This window comes from Aliiglaciecola aliphaticivorans (genome assembly GCF_054782055.1).
Genome location: NZ_BAAGTF010000029.1, coordinates 21,821 through 42,885 on the forward strand (window position 1 = coordinate 21,821; position 21,065 = coordinate 42,885).

At 42.2% G+C, this 21,065-nt stretch carries 19 protein-coding genes; 17 read left to right on the forward strand and 2 right to left on the reverse strand.

Going from position 1 to position 21,065, the window contains the following annotated elements; all coding sequences use genetic code 11:
- Position 1: 1 nt before the first annotated feature.
- The 12 genes from murD to mutT all read left to right on the forward strand — a co-directional run bounded on the left by murD (position 2) and on the right by mutT (position 14,974).
- A complete protein-coding gene (gene murD, locus ACYVIL_RS15040) occupies positions 2-1,306 on the forward strand; it encodes a UDP-N-acetylmuramoyl-L-alanine--D-glutamate ligase (protein WP_460313205.1) in 1,305 nt (434 codons plus the stop codon).
- Between the two features lie 20 nt (positions 1,307-1,326).
- Positions 1,327-2,601, forward strand: coding sequence for a cell division protein FtsW (ftsW, locus tag ACYVIL_RS15045; RefSeq protein WP_460313350.1), 1,275 nt, complete (start codon positions 1,327-1,329; stop codon positions 2,599-2,601).
- Positions 2,602-2,606: 5 nt separating this feature from the next.
- A complete protein-coding gene (gene murG, locus ACYVIL_RS15050; protein ID WP_303472844.1) occupies positions 2,607-3,686 on the forward strand; it encodes an undecaprenyldiphospho-muramoylpentapeptide beta-N-acetylglucosaminyltransferase in 1,080 nt (359 codons plus the stop codon).
- Entirely contained in the window at positions 3,683-5,137 is a 1,455-nt protein-coding gene (murC, locus tag ACYVIL_RS15055; RefSeq protein WP_303472620.1) for a UDP-N-acetylmuramate--L-alanine ligase, read from the forward strand. The genes murG and murC overlap by 4 nt, the downstream gene beginning before the upstream one ends.
- The gene (locus tag ACYVIL_RS15060) at positions 5,134-6,081 is read left to right on the forward strand and encodes a D-alanine--D-alanine ligase (RefSeq protein ID WP_303472619.1); all 948 of its coding nucleotides are present in this window, start codon (positions 5,134-5,136) and stop codon (positions 6,079-6,081) included. The genes murC and ACYVIL_RS15060 overlap by 4 nt, the downstream gene beginning before the upstream one ends.
- Positions 6,081-6,827 (forward strand): cell division protein FtsQ/DivIB, encoded by a 747-nt coding sequence (locus ACYVIL_RS15065; protein WP_460313208.1) that lies wholly within the window; start codon positions 6,081-6,083, stop codon positions 6,825-6,827. The genes ACYVIL_RS15060 and ACYVIL_RS15065 overlap by 1 nt, the downstream gene beginning before the upstream one ends.
- Positions 6,828-6,848: 21 nt before the next feature.
- Positions 6,849-8,078 (forward strand): cell division protein FtsA, encoded by a 1,230-nt coding sequence (gene ftsA, locus ACYVIL_RS15070; RefSeq protein ID WP_303472615.1) that lies wholly within the window; start codon positions 6,849-6,851, stop codon positions 8,076-8,078.
- Positions 8,079-8,162: 84 nt separating this feature from the next.
- Positions 8,163-9,329 (forward strand): cell division protein FtsZ, encoded by a 1,167-nt coding sequence (gene ftsZ, locus ACYVIL_RS15075; protein WP_303472614.1) that lies wholly within the window; start codon positions 8,163-8,165, stop codon positions 9,327-9,329.
- Positions 9,330-9,618: 289 nt separating this feature from the next.
- Positions 9,619-10,533 carry a UDP-3-O-acyl-N-acetylglucosamine deacetylase gene (lpxC, locus tag ACYVIL_RS15080; protein ID WP_460313211.1) on the forward strand — a complete coding sequence of 305 codons (915 nt, stop codon included), beginning with the start codon at positions 9,619-9,621 and terminating at the stop codon, positions 10,531-10,533.
- 284 nt (positions 10,534-10,817) lie between these two features.
- Positions 10,818-11,720, forward strand: a complete 903-nt coding sequence (locus ACYVIL_RS15085) for a M23 family metallopeptidase (RefSeq protein ID WP_303472611.1) — start codon at positions 10,818-10,820, stop codon at positions 11,718-11,720.
- Positions 11,721-11,807: 87 nt separating this feature from the next.
- Positions 11,808-14,528: a preprotein translocase subunit SecA gene (gene secA, locus ACYVIL_RS15090; RefSeq protein ID WP_460313214.1), complete on the forward strand. Its 2,721-nt coding sequence runs from the start codon at positions 11,808-11,810 to the stop codon at positions 14,526-14,528.
- Between the two features lie 56 nt (positions 14,529-14,584).
- Positions 14,585-14,974: an 8-oxo-dGTP diphosphatase MutT gene (gene mutT, locus ACYVIL_RS15095; RefSeq protein ID WP_460313216.1), complete on the forward strand. Its 390-nt coding sequence runs from the start codon at positions 14,585-14,587 to the stop codon at positions 14,972-14,974.
- Here mutT and ACYVIL_RS15100 read toward each other — a convergent pair.
- Together ACYVIL_RS15100 and ACYVIL_RS15105 are read right to left on the reverse strand one after the other, a co-directional pair.
- Positions 14,949-15,599 (reverse strand): hypothetical protein, encoded by a 651-nt coding sequence (locus ACYVIL_RS15100; RefSeq protein WP_460313218.1) that lies wholly within the window; start codon positions 15,597-15,599, stop codon positions 14,949-14,951. The genes mutT and ACYVIL_RS15100 overlap by 26 nt on opposite strands.
- A gap of 118 nt (positions 15,600-15,717) precedes the next feature.
- Positions 15,718-17,178, reverse strand: a complete 1,461-nt coding sequence (locus tag ACYVIL_RS15105) for a sensor domain-containing diguanylate cyclase (protein ID WP_460313220.1) — start codon at positions 17,176-17,178, stop codon at positions 15,718-15,720.
- Positions 17,179-17,475: 297 nt separating this feature from the next.
- Here ACYVIL_RS15105 and ACYVIL_RS15110 point away from each other — a divergent pair, with 297 nt between their 5' ends.
- The 5 genes from ACYVIL_RS15110 to rlmD are packed head-to-tail and all read left to right on the forward strand — an operon-like array spanning position 17,476 to position 21,064.
- Entirely contained in the window at positions 17,476-17,754 is a 279-nt protein-coding gene (locus ACYVIL_RS15110) for a hypothetical protein (RefSeq protein WP_252728775.1), read from the forward strand.
- A gap of 11 nt (positions 17,755-17,765) precedes the next feature.
- Entirely contained in the window at positions 17,766-18,494 is a 729-nt protein-coding gene (gene recO / locus ACYVIL_RS15115) for a DNA repair protein RecO (RefSeq protein ID WP_303472605.1), read from the forward strand.
- Positions 18,491-19,222, forward strand: a complete 732-nt coding sequence (gene pdxJ / locus ACYVIL_RS15120; RefSeq protein ID WP_303472603.1) for a pyridoxine 5'-phosphate synthase — start codon at positions 18,491-18,493, stop codon at positions 19,220-19,222. Before recO ends, pdxJ begins: the two co-directional genes overlap by 4 nt.
- Before the next feature lies 1 nt (position 19,223).
- Complete coding sequence (gene acpS / locus ACYVIL_RS15125) at positions 19,224-19,607, forward strand: holo-ACP synthase (RefSeq protein WP_460313223.1); 384 nt, start codon at positions 19,224-19,226, stop codon at positions 19,605-19,607.
- 2 nt (positions 19,608-19,609) lie between these two features.
- Entirely contained in the window at positions 19,610-21,064 is a 1,455-nt protein-coding gene (gene rlmD / locus ACYVIL_RS15130) for a 23S rRNA (uracil(1939)-C(5))-methyltransferase RlmD (RefSeq protein ID WP_460313225.1), read from the forward strand.
- The last annotated feature ends 1 nt before the right edge of the window (position 21,065 follow it).

The following is a 21,065-nucleotide window of genomic DNA, read 5'->3' on the forward strand; positions in this document are numbered from 1 at the left end:
TATGCAAACCCCTGATTTAAAACACATGCAAGTTGTTGTGGTTGGTTTAGGACTGACCGGCAAGTCGTGCGTGGCGTTTTTAAATGCTCAGGGGGCTAAGGTAATTGGCATGGATCGTAATCCAGTTGAATTGCCTGGTGGAATTCAGACCCTCAGTGGTGACTTCAATCAAGAGGTGTTATTAAACGCTGATTTAGTTGTGTTAAGCCCTGGGGTAAATCCAAACGCGAAGGAATTTCAAAACGCCCAAGATGCGGGGGTAGAGGTGATTGGAGATGTGGAGTTATTTGCACGCTTTAACACTATCCCAGTCATTGCCATTACCGGATCTAACGGAAAATCCACAGTCACTTGTTTGGTCACTGAGATGCTAAATTGCGCTGGTATGAAAGCGCAAATGGGCGGGAATATAGGTACCCCAGTGTTGGATTTACTGGATTGTGGTGCCGAATATTTAGTCCTTGAATTATCTAGTTTCCAGCTTGAGTTACTGCATTCGTTAACCCCAGTTTGCGCTACCATTTTGAATGTGAGCGAAGATCATATTGACCGTCATCTGACTTTTAGCGCTTATGCGGATGCTAAACAACGCATCTATCAAAATGCTGAATTTTGTATCGCTAATCGAGATGATGTAAAAACATGGCCACAAAATTATCAACCTAAAAACAGCTTTGGTTTGAGTCATTCGCCAGTGGGGATCAGTTGGGATGCTCCAGCAGAAAACATTATCCTAGATGGTGAAGATTTTATTTCTGCTCAACAATGTGCGCTACAAGGTTTGCATAATATTTTGAATATTCAAGCGGCCATCGCTTGTGTTATGCCATTGGGAGTAAAGCAAGCTGCGATTGTACAAGCTGTAGGTATGTTTACTGGCCTACCGCATAGGTTTGAATTAGTCAGTGAAAACCGCAATGTGCGTTGGATCAATGATTCCAAGGCAACCAATATTGGCGCTACTATCGCTGCACTGCAAAGCCTCAAAAATAGAGGAGACAGCAAACTTATATTAATTGCTGGTGGCGACGGTAAAAAAGCTAATTTCACTGAATTACAACCCATGTTGTTGGCTGATGTCGATCTATTAATTACCTTAGGTAAAGACGGCAGGGAACTAGCGTCTTTAAAACCAGGAAGTATTGAAGTCGCTGATTTATTAGAGGCTGTGACCTTTGCAAATGGCATTGTCGAAAGTGGTGATATTGTTTTGTTATCGCCTGCTTGTGCAAGTTTGGATATGTTTGATAACTATCAACATCGTGGCGATGTATTCAAACAAAGTGTTCTGGAGGTCACCCAATGAGTGAAAGCAGAACAACGACAATGAACACACAAAACGATTCCATGTTGCGTAGAATGTTTTCTCAGCGTCATGATGGCAAACAAATCGACGGAAAAGCGTTTGATGTGAACTTTATTCTGATCAGCATTGCGTTGATGGCCATTGGTTTGGTGATTGTCACTTCAGCTTCCATGCCTGTGGCTGCGCGTTTATTTGATAATCCCTTTCATTTTGCTATTCGTCACGGCATATATTTGTGCTTAGCCGGAGTGGCGGCCTGTATTGTGATGCAAATTCCCATGCAATGGTGGCGAGTGAGTAACCCTTGGTTACTGTTATTGGCCGTCGTTTTACTCATTTTGGTGCTGTTTGTAGGGCGCACAGTAAATGGTAGTCGTCGCTGGCTGGTAGTCGGGCCTATTACCATTCAGGTTGCTGAGTTAGCTAAGTTATTTTTCTTTTGTTATTTGGCAGGCTATATGGTGCGCAGATACGAAGAAGTAACAGAAAACCTTAAAGGTTTTATGAAACCTCTAGTGGTGTTTTTTGTGTTGGCATTTTTAATCCTGCTACAACCCGATTTGGGCACAGTGGTTGTGATGTTTGCCACCACCTTAGGTTTACTGTTTTTAGCCGGTGCAAAATTATGGCAGTTTTTTGGTTTAGTGTTTACCGGGCTTGCCTCGATTACGGCGTTAATTTTAACGGCTGACTATCGAGTAGAACGAATGAGTTCTTTCCTAAAGCCCTGGGAAGACCCTTTTGGTGCGGGTTATCAATTAACCCAGTCATTAATGGCTTACGGGCGTGGTGATTGGTTTGGTCAAGGATTAGGAAACAGCTTGCAGAAACTTGAGTTTCTTCCTGAAGCACATACCGACTTTATCGTTGCTATTTTAGCCGAAGAATTTGGTTTTATGGGTGTTGTCTGTGTGTTAATTCTGTTATTTGCATTGGTATACAAGGCACTGAAACTCGGTAATTTAGCATTAAAAGCTGAACGTCCCTATGATGGCTATCTAGCGTATGCCATTGGCATTTGGTTCAGTTTCCAAACTGCTGTAAATGTCGGTGCCAGTGCAGGGATTTTACCGACCAAAGGGTTAACACTGCCGTTGGTTAGTTACGGTGGTTCAAGCCTTATTGTCATGGCGGTTGCCGTAGCAATTTTAATTCGAATTGATTTTGAAATTCGAGTTGATGGCGTTCAAGCCATGAGCAAAGGTTCAAAGAAAAAAGTCAACAAGGCCAAGTCTAAAGTCAAAAAACTGCTTGCCGAAGCGGCCCCTCATAATGAAGAAGGGGTGGCAGAATGAATGACATGAACAAAACCATTCTGATTATGGCAGGTGGAACGGGTGGACATGTTTTTCCTGGCATTGCCGTGGCAAAAGAGTTGCAGCAACGCAATTGGCACATCCACTGGCTAGGCACGGCAGCGCGTATGGAAGCAGATATTGTTCCCAAAGAAGGATTCGATATTAGTTTTATTGACGTTGCCGGAGTGCGTGGCAATGGGATCCTTCGCTTACTCAAAGCGCCTTTCCAAGTGATTCATTCGGTTTACCAAGCTTTGAAAGTTATTAAGCAAATTAATCCTGATGTCGTTTTAGGCATGGGGGGATTTGCGAGTGGACCTGGAGGCATTGCCGCGTGGATCCGAGGCATACCTTTGGTTGTCCATGAACAAAATGCATTACCTGGACTAACCAATAAAGTCCTTGCCAAGTTTGCTAAGCGAGTATTGACTGGTTTTAATCAGGCTTTTGGAAAGCAGTCTGCTAACAAATACAATTGGGTGGGCAACCCCGTCAGAAGTGATTTCGCTAATTTACCGGCAAAACAAGCTAATCAAGGTAAGTGTCATATTCTTATTGTCGGCGGTTCTTTGGGAGCCAGTGCCCTTAATACGCATGTACCGCCAGCTTTGGCTGAGATTACTAACGCGCAAGTGCGCCATCAAACGGGTAAAGGCCATCAACAATCAGTGACAGACACTTATCAACAAGTGTGGCCAAACAGTGATAATTGGCAGGTTACCGAGTTTATTGATGATATGGCTGAAGCTTATGCCTGGGCTGATGTCGTTATTTGCCGAGCCGGTGCATTGACTGTTGCTGAGGTTGCCATGGTCGGTGTGGCGGCGATATTTGTTCCTTTACCACATGCTGTGGATGATCATCAAACCATGAATGCCCGGGCATTAGTGGATCATCATGCAGCGGTTTTATTACCTCAACCTCAATTAGAAGAAGGTGGTTTGAAAGTTATTATTCAACAACTAGTAAACGACGGAGAAAGTCGAGTAACTATGGGGCAAAAAGCGAGATCGCTGGCCAAACCTCAAGCAACTAAAACCGTTAGTGATATTTGTGCCACGCTGGGGGGAGAAGCTTCATGATTAAGCCTGATAAAGCGAACTATCATGTACCTGAAATGCGCCGCATAAAACAAATTCATTTTATTGGAATTGGTGGTGCTGGTATGGGTGGCATTGCGGAAGTACTATTAAATGAAGGCTATGCCATTTCGGGTTCAGATCAACAAAATAACGGTATGACCCAGCGCTTACAAAGCAAGGGGGCTAAAGTCTTTATCGGCCATCGTCAGGAAAATATTGAAAACGCCAATGTGGTGGTAGTTTCCAGTGCCATTGATCATACTAACCCTGAAATTATAGCCGCCAAAGAGGCACGCATTCCCGTCATTCGCCGCGCCGAAATGTTGGCTGAACTTATGCGTTTCCGCCATGGGATCGCAGTAGCGGGTACCCATGGTAAAACAACCACAACAAGCTTATTAGCCACTATATTTGCTCAAGCTGAACTTGACCCTACTTTCGTGATTGGTGGGCTGCTAAATAGTGCCGGCACCAATGCTAAATTGGGTAGCAGTCGTTATTTAATCGCTGAAGCGGATGAAAGTGATGCATCTTTTGTGCACTTGCAACCCATGGTTTCAATTGTGACCAACATTGAAGCGGATCACATGGAAACCTACGACGGTGATTTCCAACGAATGCAAGACACTTACTTAGATTTTTTACATAACTTACCCTTTTATGGATTGGCAGTAATGTGCGTTGACGATCCTGTGGTGCGCGCACTTCTACCTAGGGTCGGACGTAAAGTGATGACATACGGTATTGAAGAGCAAGCGGATGTGCGCGCCGTCAATATTGAAATGGGGTTTAATCAGAGTCGTTTTATCGCCAAGCGTTCTGGGCGCTCTGACTTACAAGTGACGTTAAATATCGCGGGTAAACACAACATTCTAAATGCGTTATCGGCTATTGCGGTTGCGACTGATGAAGGTGTTGACGATCAGGCCATTGTTGATGCATTAGGCGCTTTTGAAGGAATTGGGCGACGTTTTGAGCAATTAGGTTGCTTTGAGACCGGTGACGGTGAAGTAATATTGGTTGATGATTATGGTCATCATCCTACTGAAGTTGCTGCAACCATTGCCGTTGCCCGTAACAATTGGCCAGACAAACGCTTGGTCATGGCTTATCAACCACATCGTTTTACCCGTACTCGAGATTTATACGAAGACTTTGTGCGTGTGCTTTCTCAGGTCGATTGTCTTCTGTTACTTGAAGTATATTCCGCTGGAGAGGCCGCTATAGAAGGTGCTGATAGTAAGGCATTGTGCCGCTCTATCAGACAACGGGGGCAAATCGAGCCTATTTACGTAGCCGATAAAGATGAGCTACCCAAGTTACTATCCGAAGCCTTGAGGGACCAAGACGTGTTAATGACACAAGGTGCCGGAAATATTGGTCAGATTGCCAAGTATTTGCAGTCCGTTGAATTAAATAAAGAAAAAATGAATGTCGGAAGTGCGCAATGACAGATGGACTAAACATTGATGTAAAGCAGTTTGGTAAGGTGGCCGTTTTGTTTGGTGGTCACTCTGCGGAACGCAAAGTTTCTTTGCTTTCCGGAAATGCGGTTCTTAACGCGTTGCAAACTGCTGGCGTTGATGCCCATAAATTTGACCCTGCAGAACAGGCGATTACTGAACTTGTTAGCCAAGGATTTGAGCGCGTGCTCATTATGCTGCATGGTCGGGGAGGGGAAGATGGCAGTATGCAAGGTGCATTGCAAGTCCTCAATTTACCCTATACCGGAAGTGGTGTTTTAGGCTCTGCCTTGGCCATGGACAAAATTAAAACTAAGCAAATTTGGCAAACTTTAGGGTTACCTACAGCAAATTATCAAATTGCAGAGAAAAGTAGCTTTGATGCGCGATCTTGCAAGGTTATAATGGACGAATTAGGGGACACAGTGATGGTCAAGCCTGCGCAGGAAGGTTCCAGCATAGGGATGACCAAAGTAAGCAATGCTGCACAATTAGAAGCGGCCATTCAAGACGCATTTAATTATGATGATAGCGTCTTGTTAGAGCGCTTTATCCATGGTTCAGAATACACAGTGACAATTTTAAATGGTAGCGCACTACCATCGATTCGTATGTCTACACCCCATACTTTTTATGATTATGATGCCAAGTATCTTTCTGATTCAACTCAGTATTTTTGCCCCAGCGGGTTATCTGTAGAAGAAGAAAATAGGCTGGGTAGGTTAGCTCTTGAAGCTTTCCATGCTGTGTCTGGCATTGGATGGGGGCGGATTGATTTTATGTGTGACCAAAGTGGTCAATTCTATTTACTAGAAGCGAATACTGTTCCTGGTATGACTGAAAAAAGTTTAGTACCCATGGCGGCAAAACAGGCTGGAATGACTTTTGAGCAATTAGTGTTAGCCATATTGAAAACGGCGGATGAACATTAATGCAATCACTCGCTGTCACAAGCCAACCAAATACTCGCTATCAAATAGTGGGAATGGTGTTTTTGGCAATTGTGCTGCTAGCTCTAGTGTACGCCATTTGGTGGTTAGATAGTTGGTTGGAAGATGCCCAGCGAGCACCCATTCAGCAAGTTATTGTCAGTGGGAAGAGAATAAATATTGAGGATGAATTGATTGAAAATACCATTCGTTCAAAACATCCAGAAAGTTTTTTTGAAGTTGATGTTGATCGATTGCATCAGGAAATTGAGGCATTGCCTTGGGTGCATCGAGCATCAGTACGAAAGCGTTGGCCGAATAGTCTCAATATTCATGTAGTGGAAGAGATAGCCAGCGCGAGATGGAATAAAGATGCATTGTTAAATCAATATGGTGAAAGGTTCGCAGCTCAATTGCCAAATGAAGTATTGCCAGATTTATTCGGGCCAAGTGGCAGTGAGGAAACAGCGTTAAATGGATATCGTGATATGCAAACATTACTCAACTCAGCCAGTTTGCGCATTGATGAATTATATCTAAGTGAACGTTTTGCTTGGAATTTACGACTTGAAAATGGCATTCGACTTAATCTCGGACGCTCGGAATATGTAGATAGATTACAACGTTTTGTAGATGTTTATCCGTTGTTAAAAAAGCAAGATAAACAAGTAGATTATATTGATTTGCGTTATGACACGGGATTAGCCGTGGGATGGAAAAGCGCATTAACAAATGAACAAGAGAGTTAGTTAAAGTGGGTAGCAAATAATATGTCTAAGGTAACAGAAAGAAATCTAATCGTTGGCTTAGACATGGGCACAAGTAAAGTCAAAGCTGTGGTTGGGGAAATTCTCGACGACGGTGATGTGAGCATTGTCGGTGTAGGTACGCATTCAGCCAAAGGTATGGATAAGGGCGGCGTCAACGATTTGAACTTACTTGTGCAGTCTGTGCAACGAGCGGTAGGCGAAATGGAATTAATGGCTGACTGCCGAGTATCGTCAGTATTTATGTCGATATCTGGCCGTCATGTAAAGTGCCAAAACGAGAGCGGTATGGTACCGATCAATAATCAAGAAGTGACACAAGACGATGTTGATAATGTGGTCCATGCAGCGCGTTCAGTGCCCATTGCGTTGGAGCGTCGGTTGTTACACGTGCTGCCACAGGAGTACACCATTGATGTACAAGAAGGGATAAAAAATCCAATTGGTATGTCTGGGGTGCGAATGGAAGCCAGAGCACACATTATAACCTGTGCCGATGATATGGCGAAAAATTTGGTGAAATGTGTAGAGCGTTGTGAACTCAATGCTGACCAAATGATATTTTCTGCCCTTGCGTCCAGTTATGCGGTGTTAACTGATGATGAAAAAGAATTGGGTGTTTGTGTCGTTGATATTGGTGGTGGAACTATAGATATGGTGGTCTACACCGACGGTGCTATTCGTCATACCGCGGTTATTCCGGTAGCTGGGAACCAAATTACTAGCGATATCGCTAAGATATTTAGAACACCGATAAATCATGCTGAAGAAATAAAAATTAACTATGCCTGCGCATTGCGTGACATGGTCAGTATGGAAGAACAAATACAAGTCCCGAGCGTGGGTGGACGTCCAGCAAGAATGATGTCAAGACACACACTAGCAGAGGTCATTGAGCCTCGTTATCAGGAGTTGTTTGAATTGATCCATGAAGAGATCAAATCCAGTGGATTAGAAGAGCAAATTGCTGCTGGAATCGTTTTAACTGGCGGTTCGGCAAAAATGGAAGGTGCCGTAGAATTTGCAGAAGAGTTGTTTCAAATGCCTGTTCGAGTTGGAGAACCAATCGGCATGAAAGGTTTATCTGAATACGTTGAAGATGCGAGTTTCGCAACCGCAATTGGGTTGTTGCAATATGGCAAAGAATCCATGCAATCGAAATCAGCGCAAAAAGCCGGGTCCAGCGAAGGACTATGGCATCGTGTTCAAAGTTGGTTTAAGGGGGAATTCTGAGGATGGAAAAATCTCGGGATCTTAAAAAATTGACCGTAAGTATTCACTTCTTACGGTCTATCGCGCAAAAATCGGAGAAAAATAATGTTTGAATTAATGGATAGTCACAGCGAAGAAGCTGTCATAAAGGTCATCGGCGTCGGCGGTGGCGGTGGAAATGCAATTGAGCACATGGTGTCTCAAAGTATTGAAGGTGTAGAGTTTATCGCTGTAAATACTGATGCCCAGGTGTTACGCAGTTCTTCTGCCAATGTGACCTTACAAATAGGCTCAGGCGTCACTAAAGGTTTGGGAGCGGGCGCTAACCCAAATATCGGACGTCAAGCTGCAGAAGAAGATAGCGAAACCATCCGTCAAGCCCTTGAAGGTGCTGACATGGTTTTTATTACTGCTGGTATGGGCGGCGGTACAGGTACGGGGGCGGCACCTGAAGTCGCTAAAGTAGCAAAAGAATTAGGTATTTTGACCGTTGCAGTTGTTACTAAGCCTTTTCCGTTTGAAGGTAAAAAACGCATAGAATTTGCTGAGCAGGGCATTGAAGAGTTGACAAAATATGTCGATTCATTGATTACGATCCCGAACGAAAAATTGCTGAAAGTAATGGGAAGAGGCACGCCTTTACTGCAAGCCTTTAGTGCTGCAAATGACGTGTTACGCGGTGCGGTTCAGGGGATTGCTGAGCTAATTACGCGTCCTGGTTTAATTAACGTTGACTTTGCAGACGTGAAAACAGTGATGTCTGAAATGGGCACGGCAATGATGGGTAGTGGTTCTGGCACCGGTGAAGACCGAGCAGAAGAAGCATCTGAAGCTGCAATTGCAAGTCCGTTGTTGGAAGATATCGACCTAACTGGCGCTCGCGGTATTCTTGTAAATATTACGGCTGGACCAGACTTTGCTATCGATGAATTTGAAACTGTTGGTAACGCAGTTAAGGCATTTGCATCTGAAAATGCAACAGTGGTTGTGGGTACAGTTATTGATATGGAAATGACTGACGAGCTACGAGTTACTGTTGTTGCAACCGGTATTGGTGCAGAACGCAAACCTGATATTTCATTGGTTAGTAGTCAAGGTTCACGGGTTTCAGCTGAAGCGAAGCAGTTCAAACTGCAGCCTGATAGCGGTGATCGCATTGGTAACACTGCTACCGATATGAATAAAGCGGTTGCTACGGAAGAAAAAACGGAAGCCAATACCGATTATGAGTATTTGGATATTCCTGCTTTTTTGCGAAAGCAAGCTGACTGATTTTTCGTCGAAAAGTGAATTTTTCGACGTTTGTGAGGTCGTAGCTACATAGTTAGTAGCGAATTTTGAGAGCGTAAAAACGCGAGGGGTTATACTGTGCTTGATCACTTATCCCATGGTTCACGTCTCATCTGAGATAGTGTGAACACTTGGTCATTGATAAAGTGATGGGGTTGATGCAAAAAGCACTGCATAACAAATATGACAGTTTTTTGACATTAGACCAGCTGGTCAGTATACTACGCGCCGGTTTTTAGCTGATTAATGTTTTTGGATAGGCAACGTTTAGATGATAAAACAACGCACAATCAAACATGCTGTGCAAGAAACAGGGATAGGTCTGCACAAAGGTGAAAAGGTCTCTATGACTCTCCGGCCTGCGCCGGCGAATACGGGAATTGTATTTCGCCGCATCGATCTTGAGCCTCATGTGGATATTCCTGCTAAAGCGAATGCAGTAGGCGATACAGTGCTGTGTACCTGTCTGAGTAATGCGGACGGGGTATCTATCTATACGGTTGAGCATTTATCCTCAGCCTTAGCCGGTTTAGGCATCGATAACATTATTGTTGAAGTTGACAGTAATGAACTTCCGATTATGGACGGCAGCGCGAGTCCGTTCATTTTCTTGCTGCAATCGGCTGGTATTGAAGAGTTAAATGCACCCAAAAAATTCATTCGTATTACCAAACACATTCGTGTTGAAGACGGTGATAAGTGGGCTGAGTTTCATCCCTACGATGGCTTCAAAGTAGACTTTAAAATCGACTTTGAACACCCGGTTATTAGTCAAACTCGTCAGCACATTGTATTGGATTTTGACGCATCCTCTTACGTTGATCAGGTGAGCCGTGCGAGAACCTTTGGTTTCATGCGCGACTTTGAATACATGAATGCTAATAACCTGGCACTAGGTGGCAGCATGGAAAATGCGGTTGCCTTAGATGAATACCGTGTGTTAAATCCTGAAGGTTTGCGCTATCAAGATGAGTTTTTGAAACACAAAATTCTCGATGCAGTAGGTGATTTGTATCTAGGTGCCCATAGCATTGTTGGCGAATTAAGAGCCTACAAGTCAGGTCATGGTCTAAATAATAAATTGCTGAATGCGATGTTAAACGACCAAAGCTGTTGGGAATATGTTACCTACGAAAATCAAGATGAAGTCCCCATTCATTTTGCACCAGCAGTATTAGCGAATTAGCTATTTATATAAAAATGCCGCCTTTGCGGCATTTTTTAGTTTAGTAACTGCAAAAAGAATCAAACACCTCATATAAATACCTTGATAACCTTATGTTCTACAAGGTATTGTTTGGGGTTAGAAAAAACGATATGGGTATTGGCACAAAATTACTAACAAAAAGCCAATTTGAACTGTATGAAAAGTAAACGCTTAGGTTGATTCTGGATACCTAATATAGCTATCAACATAAGGCTATCAGGTTTAGAATCCACTGCAGCTAAAAAATCACGAGAATACCTTACATGAGTTTAACACTACATTATAAAGGCAAATCAACGGAGTTTTCCTATCATATAGGTAAGCAACGATTGGTTGTCGGCTTTGTTTTGGTATGCGGGCTGGTTATGCTTTCAAGCCGGACGGATCACAAAATAAATGAGTCTCATGCTCGCATTGAGTATGCAAAAAGCGGCTTTATTGAGCAACAACGAGACGTAACAGAACTAAAATCTGCAACACAACAACAGTTGGCTGGCATCATGCTTAACTTGGCTGATGTACAAAGTCAGATTCAACGAGTGAATGCTCTGGGCGCCAGATTGGTTGAACAGGCAGGCTTAAATCAAGACGAATTTGGCTTTCAGGAATTGGATAACCTTGGTGGTCCTATTACAGATTCAGTGATTACTATTGAAGGCAGTAATGAGCTGTTAGAGCGCATGGACTCCATGCTTGAGAGTTTAGATAGTAAAACTCAACAACTCGCTGCCCTTGAATCTATCATGATGAATCACCATATAGACCAACAGACTCATTTAGAAGGTCGTCCTATTACTTCTGGTTGGTTATCTTCTTATTACGGTGTCAGAAAAGACCCCTTTAGCGGCCTGCCAACCATGCACAAAGGTTTAGATTTCGCTGGTAAACAAGGCGATGCCGTTGTGTCTACCGGCGCTGGTTTAGTGACTTGGGCAGGCGAACGTTATGGTTATGGTCAATTGGTAGAAATTGATCATGGTAATGGTTTGGTTACTCGTTATGGTCATAATCAAGGCATAAGTGTTAAGATTGGGGATGTGGTCACCAAAGGTCAGGAAATAGCCCTTATGGGTAGTACCGGACGTTCAACAGGCGTTCATGTACATTACGAAGTGATTAAAAATGGTAAGCAGCAAGACCCGTTGCCCTATGTTTATCGAAAGTGATAACTAATTTAACCACGTAATTTTGAAAATCGGCTCCATTGGGAGCCGATTGTTTTATCTCTCTATTAGATTGGAAGCTTTAAAGCGATGTTTTCGAGTATATTCAGAAAAATTTTCGGTAGTCGTAATGACCGCCTGTTAAAAAAACTTAACAAACGTGTTGTAGAAATTAATGCCCTAGAGCCTGAACTCGAAGCCTTAGATGATGAGCAACTTAAAGGGAAAACGGTAGAGTTTAAGCAACGCATTGAAGACGGTGCAAGTTTAGATGATATCTTGATTGAAGCTTTTGCGGTTGTAAGAGAAGCCAGTAAGCGAGTTTTCTCCATGCGTCATTTTGATGTGCAAATGGTGGGTGGACAGGTACTGCATGAAGGTAAAATCGCTGAAATGCGTACAGGTGAGGGTAAAACCTTAACCTCGACGTTACCTGCTTACTTAAATGGTTTATCCGGTAAAGGTGTGCATGTTATTACGGTCAACGACTACCTAGCCAAACGTGATGCTGACTGGAGTCGTCCGTTATTTGAATTCTTAGGAATGACAGTGGGTTGTAACGTTCCTGGTATGTCTCATGCTGAGAAAAAAGAAGCTTACGCCGCTGATATTACCTATGGTACTAATAATGAATTTGGTTTCGATTATTTGCGCGACAATATGGCGTTCAGTCCCAATGATAGAGTACAAAAGAAACTGTACTTTGCAGTAATAGACGAAGTTGACTCAATCCTTATCGATGAAGCTAGAACACCCTTAATTATCTCTGGGCAAGCAGAAGATAGTTCGGAACTATATCGTCAAATTAACTTAATTATCCCTGAGCTAATTCAACAAGCAGATGAAGATAAAGAAGGTGACGAAGCTGGACGCGAAGGTGAAGGGGACTTCACTATAGATGAAAAAGGTAAACAAATTCATCTGACTGAACGTGGTCAAGTACATGTAGAAGAAATTTTACAGCGCAATGGTATTTTACCAGAAGATGAGTCCTTATTTGCGGCCTCAAATATCTCGTTATTGCATCATGTTAACGCTGCTTTGAGAGCCCATAAACTATTCAGTAAAGATGTCGACTACATTGTTAATGGTGATGAAATCGTCATCGTTGATGAGCATACTGGCCGAACTATGGAAGGGCGTCGCTGGTCAGAAGGATTACACCAAGCTGTTGAAGCTAAAGAAGGTGTGAAAATTCAAAATGAAAACCAAACCCTTGCTTCTATTACATTCCAGAATTACTTCCGACTATACGAAAAATTGGCGGGTATGACAGGAACTGCAGATACCGAAGCATTTGAGTTTAACCATATCTATGGTTTGGAAACGGTGGTAATACCGACCAATAAACCCATGCTTCGTGACGATAAAGCTGATTTAATTTACTTAACAGCTGAAGAAAAGTATGAAGCTATAGTAGAAGACATAAAAGAATGTGTTAAGCGTGGACAACCTACTTTGGTAGGTACCGTTTCCATCGAAAACTCTGAGCTACTGTCGCGGGTTTTGAAGAAAGCGAAAATTCCCCATGAAGTATTGAACGCCAAACAACATTTACGTGAAGCGGATATTGTCGCCCAAGCGGGACGCCCTGGAGCGGTAACAATCGCGACTAACATGGCCGGTCGTGGAACAGATATCGTGTTAGGTGGTAACTGGCAATCTGAAATTGCTAAAATTCACGATCCTAAACCTGAGAAAGTGGCAAAGATTAAAGCGCAGTGGGAAGAAGATCATAAAAAAGTACTTGATGCCGGTGGTCTCCATATTATTGGTACAGAACGTCATGAATCACGACGTATTGATAACCAGTTACGTGGTCGTTCTGGTCGTCAAGGTGACCCAGGCTCTTCTCGTTTTTACTTATCCTTAGAAGATGCATTAATGCGCATTTTTGCCTCTGAAAAAATGGGCAATATGATGAAGCGCTTAGGCATGGAACACGGTGAAGCAATTGAGCATCCGTGGGTAACGCGTGCTATCGAAAATGCCCAGCGCAAAGTTGAAGGCCGTAACTTCGATATGCGTAAGCAGTTGTTAGAATATGATGATGTAGCCAATGACCAACGGAAAGTTATCTACGAACAACGTAATGAGTTGTTAGATGAAGGTGATATCAGTGAGACGATTCAGGCGATACGGGAAGATGTCGTTAGTAGTGTAATTGACGAGTACATTCCCCCCCAATCTCTCGAAGAAATGTGGGATGTTGCTGGCCTCGAAGAGCGTATTCAAGGAGATTTCTTATTGGAATTGCCCATACAAAAATGGCTTGATGAAGACGACAAGTTATTTGAAGAAAAACTTCGTGAGCAGATTCACACTAGTGTGAACGATGCCTATAAAGAAAAAGAAGAGGCCGTGGGCCCAGACGTAATGCGTCAATTTGAAAAAGCCGTGATGTTGCAAAACCTCGACAGTGCTTGGAAAGAACATTTAGCGGCGATGGACCATCTACGTCAAGGTATTCATTTACGGGGCTATGCTCAGAAAAATCCTAAGCAGGAATATAAGCGCGAATCTTTCCAACTCTTTTCTGAAATGCTAGAAAATCTCAAAGTTGAAGTGATTAATATACTTAGCAAAGTACGAGTGAAAGCCGAATCTGATGTTGAAGCCGTTGAAGAACAGCGCAGACAAGCAGACGAAGTTAAAAAAAGTTATGAACATGAATTGGTAGATGAACCAGAGCAAAGCCCTGCTGCAGGGCCTACAACGACAGTGCGTGAAGGCGCTAAAGTAGGTCGTAATGACCCTTGTCCTTGCGGCTCAGGCAAAAAGTACAAACAGTGCCACGGTAAATTAAGCTAAGCACTATTTGATAAACAAAAAGGGCTTTATTGCCCTTTTTTTGTGGGAAAGAGCAAATGAAAATTGTAGACGTTGCAGTGGGGGTCATTAAGCGTGGTGACCTAATATTTATCAGTAAACGGGCTGATGATTTGCACCAAGGTGGCTTGTGGGAGTTTCCGGGAGGGAAAATCGAAGCCGGTGAAAGCGTTGAGCAGGCTACGTCACGGGAGCTACTTGAAGAAGTTGGTATAGAGGTGACTTCACAGTCAGGGTTTATGTTAATTGAACATGACTATGGCGACAAACAAGTACGTCTGCATATTCAAGTTATTGAGCAATTCAGCAATGAACCTTCTGGAAAAGAGGGGCAACTTACCCAGTGGATTGCCATTAACAAGCTAGGTCATTTGACTTTTCCCGACGCCAACCGAGCGATTATTAAAAAGCTTGAATCTGATTTTTGAGTTTTTGCGCATAGTCTTTTTGCTTAATGACCTGGGCGAGTTCTTGATTGATTGAGCGAATTAGAATGATTAACGCTCTATGTTCTTTGGTTTTATCTTTAAGTAACTGATCAATTTGCGATAGTTGTTTCAAACAGCACTCTTTAACATCTTGGTTATATTGTTTGCCAAGAAATTCGACTAATTGCGCAGTATCATTTCCCCGCGCACTGTAAGGTTGGTTTTTTGCCTCTTCAATTTCCGTGCGCAGTTCAACGGTTTTATCAACAGTTTGATTCAATAGTTCCTTTGCTTGTGATACAAGCTTAGGCTCTACGGCATGAATAATTCCTTCTAACTCATTTAATTTATTGTCTTGATAATGGGTTATATTGTTATTTGCATAGACTTGTCGGGCGTCACGTAACCCTTGATTAGCAACAATGAAGCTATCGAGATTGGCCATGGGCTGGTTTTGTACATCTGGGGTGAGTATCTTAAGGGCTTTGTCGAGTGGGACTTGGGCTTTGGTTATGGTTGCTTCTCTGAACAACATAGCATCGGTTTTAGCTGGTTCTTGCTGACAAGCCATTAAAAGTTGAACACAACACACTAAAACTATTTTACGCCAGATTGTTTTAACCACTTCATCGCCTTTGAAAATACGCTGTTTTTATAGACGCTGAGTATATCAAAGGCTTCGGGTTAGTAATACAAATCAACAGGTAAGTCAGATTGATTGTACGTTAGGCTGATGTGTTTACTCATGAGTTAGCTTGTTTTTTATGCTCATTGATTGCCGTATTGCTGCCTGTACAGACTTTATTTCGTCCGCTTTTCTTGGCTTTATACAAGGCTGCATCCGCATCATTAATCAATTGCATTAAATTTGATTTACCGGTGTCTGCACTTACCCCTAAACTCGCGGTGATTTGTACCACTTTATTATTCGCAGTAAAAATATGTTTAGCTATCACCTTTCGGGCTCTGTCGGCAATATGGTTGGCAATGGTTATATCAGCGGCAGGGAGGAGAATAACGAATTCTTCTCCACCCCATCTAGCAACAATATCGATATCTCTGAGTAAAGATTTCAGTAAATTTGCAACTTCACACAGTGCTTTATCACCGATGCTATGGCCGTAGGTATCGTTTATATTCTTAAAGTGATCTAAGTCCACCATTATCACTGCAATCGACTTGTTTAGTCTGGCAAATTTTTCATAGTGCCATGCTAGGTGGGCTCTATTAGGAAGTTGAGTTAAGGGATCTATTTGGTGTCGTCTTGCAAATTCCCCCTGCAATGACTTGCCAATTAACCAGATAATTAAAATTGCAGTAAATATGGCGATGGATATATAAGCCGTTTGCAAAACAAAGTCTTCAGTTGTTGCAGTTTGACGCACCTTTAACGGATTGATTAGAAACATTTTCCAGTTTAACGACTCAAAGTTTGCTTGAGCAATAAGGAAGTCTTCTCCCGCTACCTCCACAAGGAAATTGTGGTGTTCCTGAGTATCATTATATTTGGTTATATAGGGGGCATACCAAGGTAGTTGATTTAGTTGCAAGATGCGTTTGCCGTCAGCCACTATATTAGAATCTGATGACAGTACAACGTTGTTATTGTGATCCACAAAAACAAAGTCATAACCAAATTCCTTTTTAAAGTTATCAAATGCACTAAGAAAGGTGGTTAGCTTTTTATTGAGTCCGATGAATCCAAGAAACTCGCCGTTGTCGTTATGCACTTTCACATCGTAATAAATACGAATATCGTCTCGATTGCCGAGTACACCAACAATTTCCTGGTTTGTATACATGGCACGGAAATACCACTCCACTTTATTCATATCTAAAGCCAGAGTTGAGCCATCTGAATTATACTGGGTTCGGTTATTCTCATTGGCAACAAAAAAACCGACTCTAAACTCTTCTGAAAGCTGCTGCAATTTCTGTTTAAGAGCGACTTCATCGAGCACGGGGTTGCTCATTAAGCTTTTAAGATTTGAGGCGCGCGCTATCGTTTCGGCAACATAGAGAGGTTTGATGATTTCTTCGGAAATTAGATTTAAAGCTGGAGTAAGGCTTTCCTGTTCTAATAGACTTTGCCTTTCCACTGATTTTAAAAGCGAAAAGGTTGCACTAAGCGCCACTGCAAAAATGAATGCAACAATGGCGACTATAAACTTATTCTTGAAGTATATTCGCCACTTCTGAAACATTACTTTAGCCTAGGTATTGAAGAGCGCGTATCTTAACAAAACCACCTCTAAAGACCATTCAACTTTAGTATAAAAATTAATCCATGTGTATAAGAGCTCTTTCTTGACGCAAGTACTTTTACAGAAACGTGTTAACTGGTGTTTGCGTAATATTGTCCATTTTTATGCGGTAAATGGTATTATAGCCTTGCTGCAACCATAGAAGAGGCGAATAAAGAGGTAATATTTCGCCTTTAAGTACCTTTACTTAGCTTTGGTTACCCTTTATTTACCTTAAACATTTAGACTAAGAAGATTATGGCCAAATCCAACATTTCCAAGCTACTGGATAAACATGATAATTTGATTCATTCTGAGATGATGAAAGTAGTTTCTCATGTACAACGCAAAGATGAAGACTGGATCATGAATACAGTGATGGTTGAAGGACAAGACGTGCCTTTTAAATTTAGACGTAAAAAGCAATACAAAAATCTCAATGGTTGTCAGGTGAACCTTACTTATTATCCAATAGTCGAGACTGTTGCGGGAATAGAATTTGAAGCGATGAAAGTAGTTCGAATCAAAATAGCTTAGGAATTTTGGCGATGGCTGAGCCAAACGCAATGCTCAACGGGTTAGTTCTTCATCGAAGAGAATATAGAGAAACTAGTTTTATCGTAGATTTCTTTACTAAACAACAAGGGCGCGTTTCAGCGATCTGTCGTGGAGTAAGAGGCGGTAAGAGTACTAAATCCAATGAGAAAAAGAGTTTAATACAGCCATTCCAACCTTTACTTGTTTCTTTCAGCGGAAGACATGAGCTAAAGAATCTTACTCAGATTGAAGGTGATGCCAGGGCGTTTTTATTAAACGGCCCAGTTTTGTTTTCCGCAATGTATTTAAATGAATTACTGAATCGTGTTTTACCAAAAGAGGTATCATACCCAGAAGTGTATGATCTCTATATGGCGAGCTTACTTCGTTTAGCCAAGCAGGAATCCATTGAAGTGGTATTGCGTGAGTTTGAAATTAGTTTGATTAATAACATTGGATATGGATTTGATTGGCAAGCAGATTGTCATACTGGCGACAAACTGGAGTCAAATAGCTATTATAGTTTTATCAATGACCATGGGTTTCAGCGACTAAATCAGGTGCAACGCACCGCAAACTGTTTCTTAGGAAAAGATTTAGAAAATGTCGCTAGATTCATTTGGGATAAACAAAGTTTACTCGTTGCAAAACGAGTTACACGGATGGCGTTTAAACCCATTCTTGGTGAAAAACCATTAAAAAGCAGAGAATTATTTATTAAATTGGAGCGAACTGAATGAGTGATATCTTTTTGGGTGTGAATATTGATCACATAGCCACATTGCGAAATGCGCGAGGAACCCAATACCCTGATCCGGTGCATGCCGCTGATATTGCCGAACGCGCGGGGGCCGATGGGATCACTGTTCATTTACGTGAAGATCGCAGACATATAAAAGACCGTGACGTAAGATTATTACGGGAAACCATTAATACCCGCTTGAATTTAGAAATGGCGGTGACCGAAGAAATGCTCGATATTGCTGTGCAGACACAACCAGAGTTTTGCTGTTTAGTGCCTGAAAAAAGGCAAGAATTAACCACCGAAGGTGGTCTAGATGTGGCCGGCAATATTAGCAAGCTAACCGATGCTTGTGGGCGACTAGGGGAGCAAAATATCCAGGTATCACTTTTTATTGATGCCGAAAAGAGTCAAATCGATGCAGCGCTAAAAGCGGGAGCACCTTATATTGAAATACATACAGGCCAATATGCAGAAGCGAGCAGCGAACAGCAAATGTTAGTTGAGTTGGAAAAACTGAAAACGGGGATCAGTTACGCCCATTCTTTGGGGTTAAAAGTGAACGCAGGCCATGGATTGCATTATCACAATGTTAAACCTATAGCGGCACTTAACGAAATTATTGAATTGAATATTGGCCATGCAATTATTGCTCGAGCAGCATTTGACGGACTAGCCAATGCAGTTGCCGATATGAAACGACTGATGTTAGAGGCAAGGGGTTAAGTTGGCGGTTTTAGGGTTGGGCACAGACATCATCGAAATTGCTCGATTAGAAAAGTTGTTAGAAAAATCCGATCGCTTGCCGTTACGTATTTTAACCAGCACTGAAATGCAGGTTTATCGGGAACACCCTTTTCCCTGCCGTTACTTAGCTAAACGTTTTGCTGCCAAAGAAGCTGCAGTTAAGGCCCTAGGGACAGGGATAGGAAATGGAGTGGGGTGGCAACAAATTGAAATTACCAATAGTGAGTTAGGGCAGCCGGTTATTCAATTTAATGGGCACTTTGCGAAACTGTGCGAGCAGCGAGGCATCAACAATGCGTTGGTCTCTATTTCCGACGAACAACATTATGCAATGGCGACAGTGATTTTGGAGCAAAGTATATAACCATGGTTAACTTTTATTCGCCGAAAAAAAATAAAAAGAAAGCTGCATCCAATAGTCAGCTAATTGGTCAGAAAGTAACGGTCACTATTGCCCAACTTGATCATTTGGCGCAAGGGATCAGTGGCGATCATGATCCTCTTATCTTTGTCGAAGGTGTTTTACCCGGTGAAGTTGTAGAGGTGGAAATTACAGAAGATCGCGGTAAGGTTTGTCATGGTCGGTTAGTAAACATTGTTGAGGCGTCGGAATATCGACAAACACCCTTTTGCCAACATGTTGATATTTGTGGTGGATGCCAAACCCAGCATTGTCAAACCGATGCCATGTTGCAGTTTAAGCAATCTGCAATTCAAAATCTTATCTTACATACCGCCTTAGACTCTAATCAATCTGCTGCTCAGCCTAAACGGGGACTCAGTAAAGCATCTCGTGGTGGAAAAAACAAAAAGTCACGTAAATTCAGTGATAAGCAAGGGGAGTTAAATTGGCAGACCGCACTACACTCTGCCCCGAAAGGTTATAGGCGTAAAACACGTTTATCTGTGGATGCAAGGAATCCGGATGCCCTAAAACTCGGCTTTAGAAGCAAAGGTAGTAATAAAATATTTAATCTGCAACAGTGCCCCGTGCTTAACCAAGCACTGGAATGTCTGATTGAGCCACTGCAGTTAATGTTTGCTCAGTTGCAAACGCCGTTGAATATTGGTCACGTTAGTTTGCTTAATGGAGACAATGGCGTGCAAGTTTGTATCCGCACAATTCACACATTAAGCCAACAAGATCGACAGTTATGTCGTGAATTTGCTGAACAATATAATGTGCAGTTACTTATCGAAGATAAACATAACACGCAAGATTTCGCCACCCAGCCAGACAAGCAATTAACCTACGAAATAAATGAAAACTTGAGTTTGCAAGTCCACAATGATGACTTTGTGCAGGTAAATAGCCAGGTCAATCAGCAAATGGTTGAGCAGGCAATTGGCTGGTTAGCTTTAGAAAAAAATGATCTAGTATTGGATTTGTTCTGTGGAATTGGTAATTTTAGTTTACCTATTGCTGAGCAATGTAAAACCTTAATTGGTGTGGAAGGTGTACCTAAAATGGTGCAAAGAGCCCAACATAATGCAACCATTAACGAACTAACCAATTGTCATTTCATCCATGCAGATTTAAACAGCACTAAATTGTCAGATCATGGTCAAATGAAAAGCTGCAATAAAGTGTTACTTGATCCAGCAAGAGAAGGTGCATTGGCGGTTGTTAAGCAGTTAGCAGATTTGCAGCCATCTCATATTTTATATGTTTCCTGTAATCCTGCTACCTTTGCTCGAGATGCGGCACATTTAATTGAAAAAAATTATCGGTTAGATAAGTTAAGTGTGATGGATATGTTTCCGCAAACTGCGCACACTGAATTGATGGCATTATTTGTGCCTCTGAATAAACGAAAGTAAC

Coding starts and splice junctions, on each gene's coding strand:
- lpxC (WP_460313211.1), top strand. CDS start 9,619: ATGATAAAACAACGCACAATCAAACATGCTGTGCAAGAAACAGGGATA.
- murC (WP_303472620.1), top strand. CDS start 3,683: ATGATTAAGCCTGATAAAGCGAACTATCATGTACCTGAAATGCGCCGC.
- ACYVIL_RS15105 (WP_460313220.1), bottom strand. CDS start 17,178: ATGTTTCAGAAGTGGCGAATATACTTCAAGAATAAGTTTATAGTCGCC.
- pdxJ (WP_303472603.1), top strand. CDS start 18,491: ATGAGTGATATCTTTTTGGGTGTGAATATTGATCACATAGCCACATTG.
- ftsZ (WP_303472614.1), top strand. CDS start 8,163: ATGTTTGAATTAATGGATAGTCACAGCGAAGAAGCTGTCATAAAGGTC.
- ACYVIL_RS15085 (WP_303472611.1), top strand. CDS start 10,818: ATGAGTTTAACACTACATTATAAAGGCAAATCAACGGAGTTTTCCTAT.
- ftsA (WP_303472615.1), top strand. CDS start 6,849: ATGTCTAAGGTAACAGAAAGAAATCTAATCGTTGGCTTAGACATGGGC.
- murD (WP_460313205.1), top strand. CDS start 2: ATGCAAACCCCTGATTTAAAACACATGCAAGTTGTTGTGGTTGGTTTA.
- ftsW (WP_460313350.1), top strand. CDS start 1,327: ATGAACACACAAAACGATTCCATGTTGCGTAGAATGTTTTCTCAGCGT.
- secA (WP_460313214.1), top strand. CDS start 11,808: ATGTTTTCGAGTATATTCAGAAAAATTTTCGGTAGTCGTAATGACCGC.
- ACYVIL_RS15060 (WP_303472619.1), top strand. CDS start 5,134: ATGACAGATGGACTAAACATTGATGTAAAGCAGTTTGGTAAGGTGGCC.
- mutT (WP_460313216.1), top strand. CDS start 14,585: ATGAAAATTGTAGACGTTGCAGTGGGGGTCATTAAGCGTGGTGACCTA.
- ACYVIL_RS15110 (WP_252728775.1), top strand. CDS start 17,476: ATGGCCAAATCCAACATTTCCAAGCTACTGGATAAACATGATAATTTG.
- recO (WP_303472605.1), top strand. CDS start 17,766: ATGGCTGAGCCAAACGCAATGCTCAACGGGTTAGTTCTTCATCGAAGA.
- ACYVIL_RS15065 (WP_460313208.1), top strand. CDS start 6,081: ATGCAATCACTCGCTGTCACAAGCCAACCAAATACTCGCTATCAAATA.
- rlmD (WP_460313225.1), top strand. CDS start 19,610: ATGGTTAACTTTTATTCGCCGAAAAAAAATAAAAAGAAAGCTGCATCC.
- murG (WP_303472844.1), top strand. CDS start 2,607: ATGAACAAAACCATTCTGATTATGGCAGGTGGAACGGGTGGACATGTT.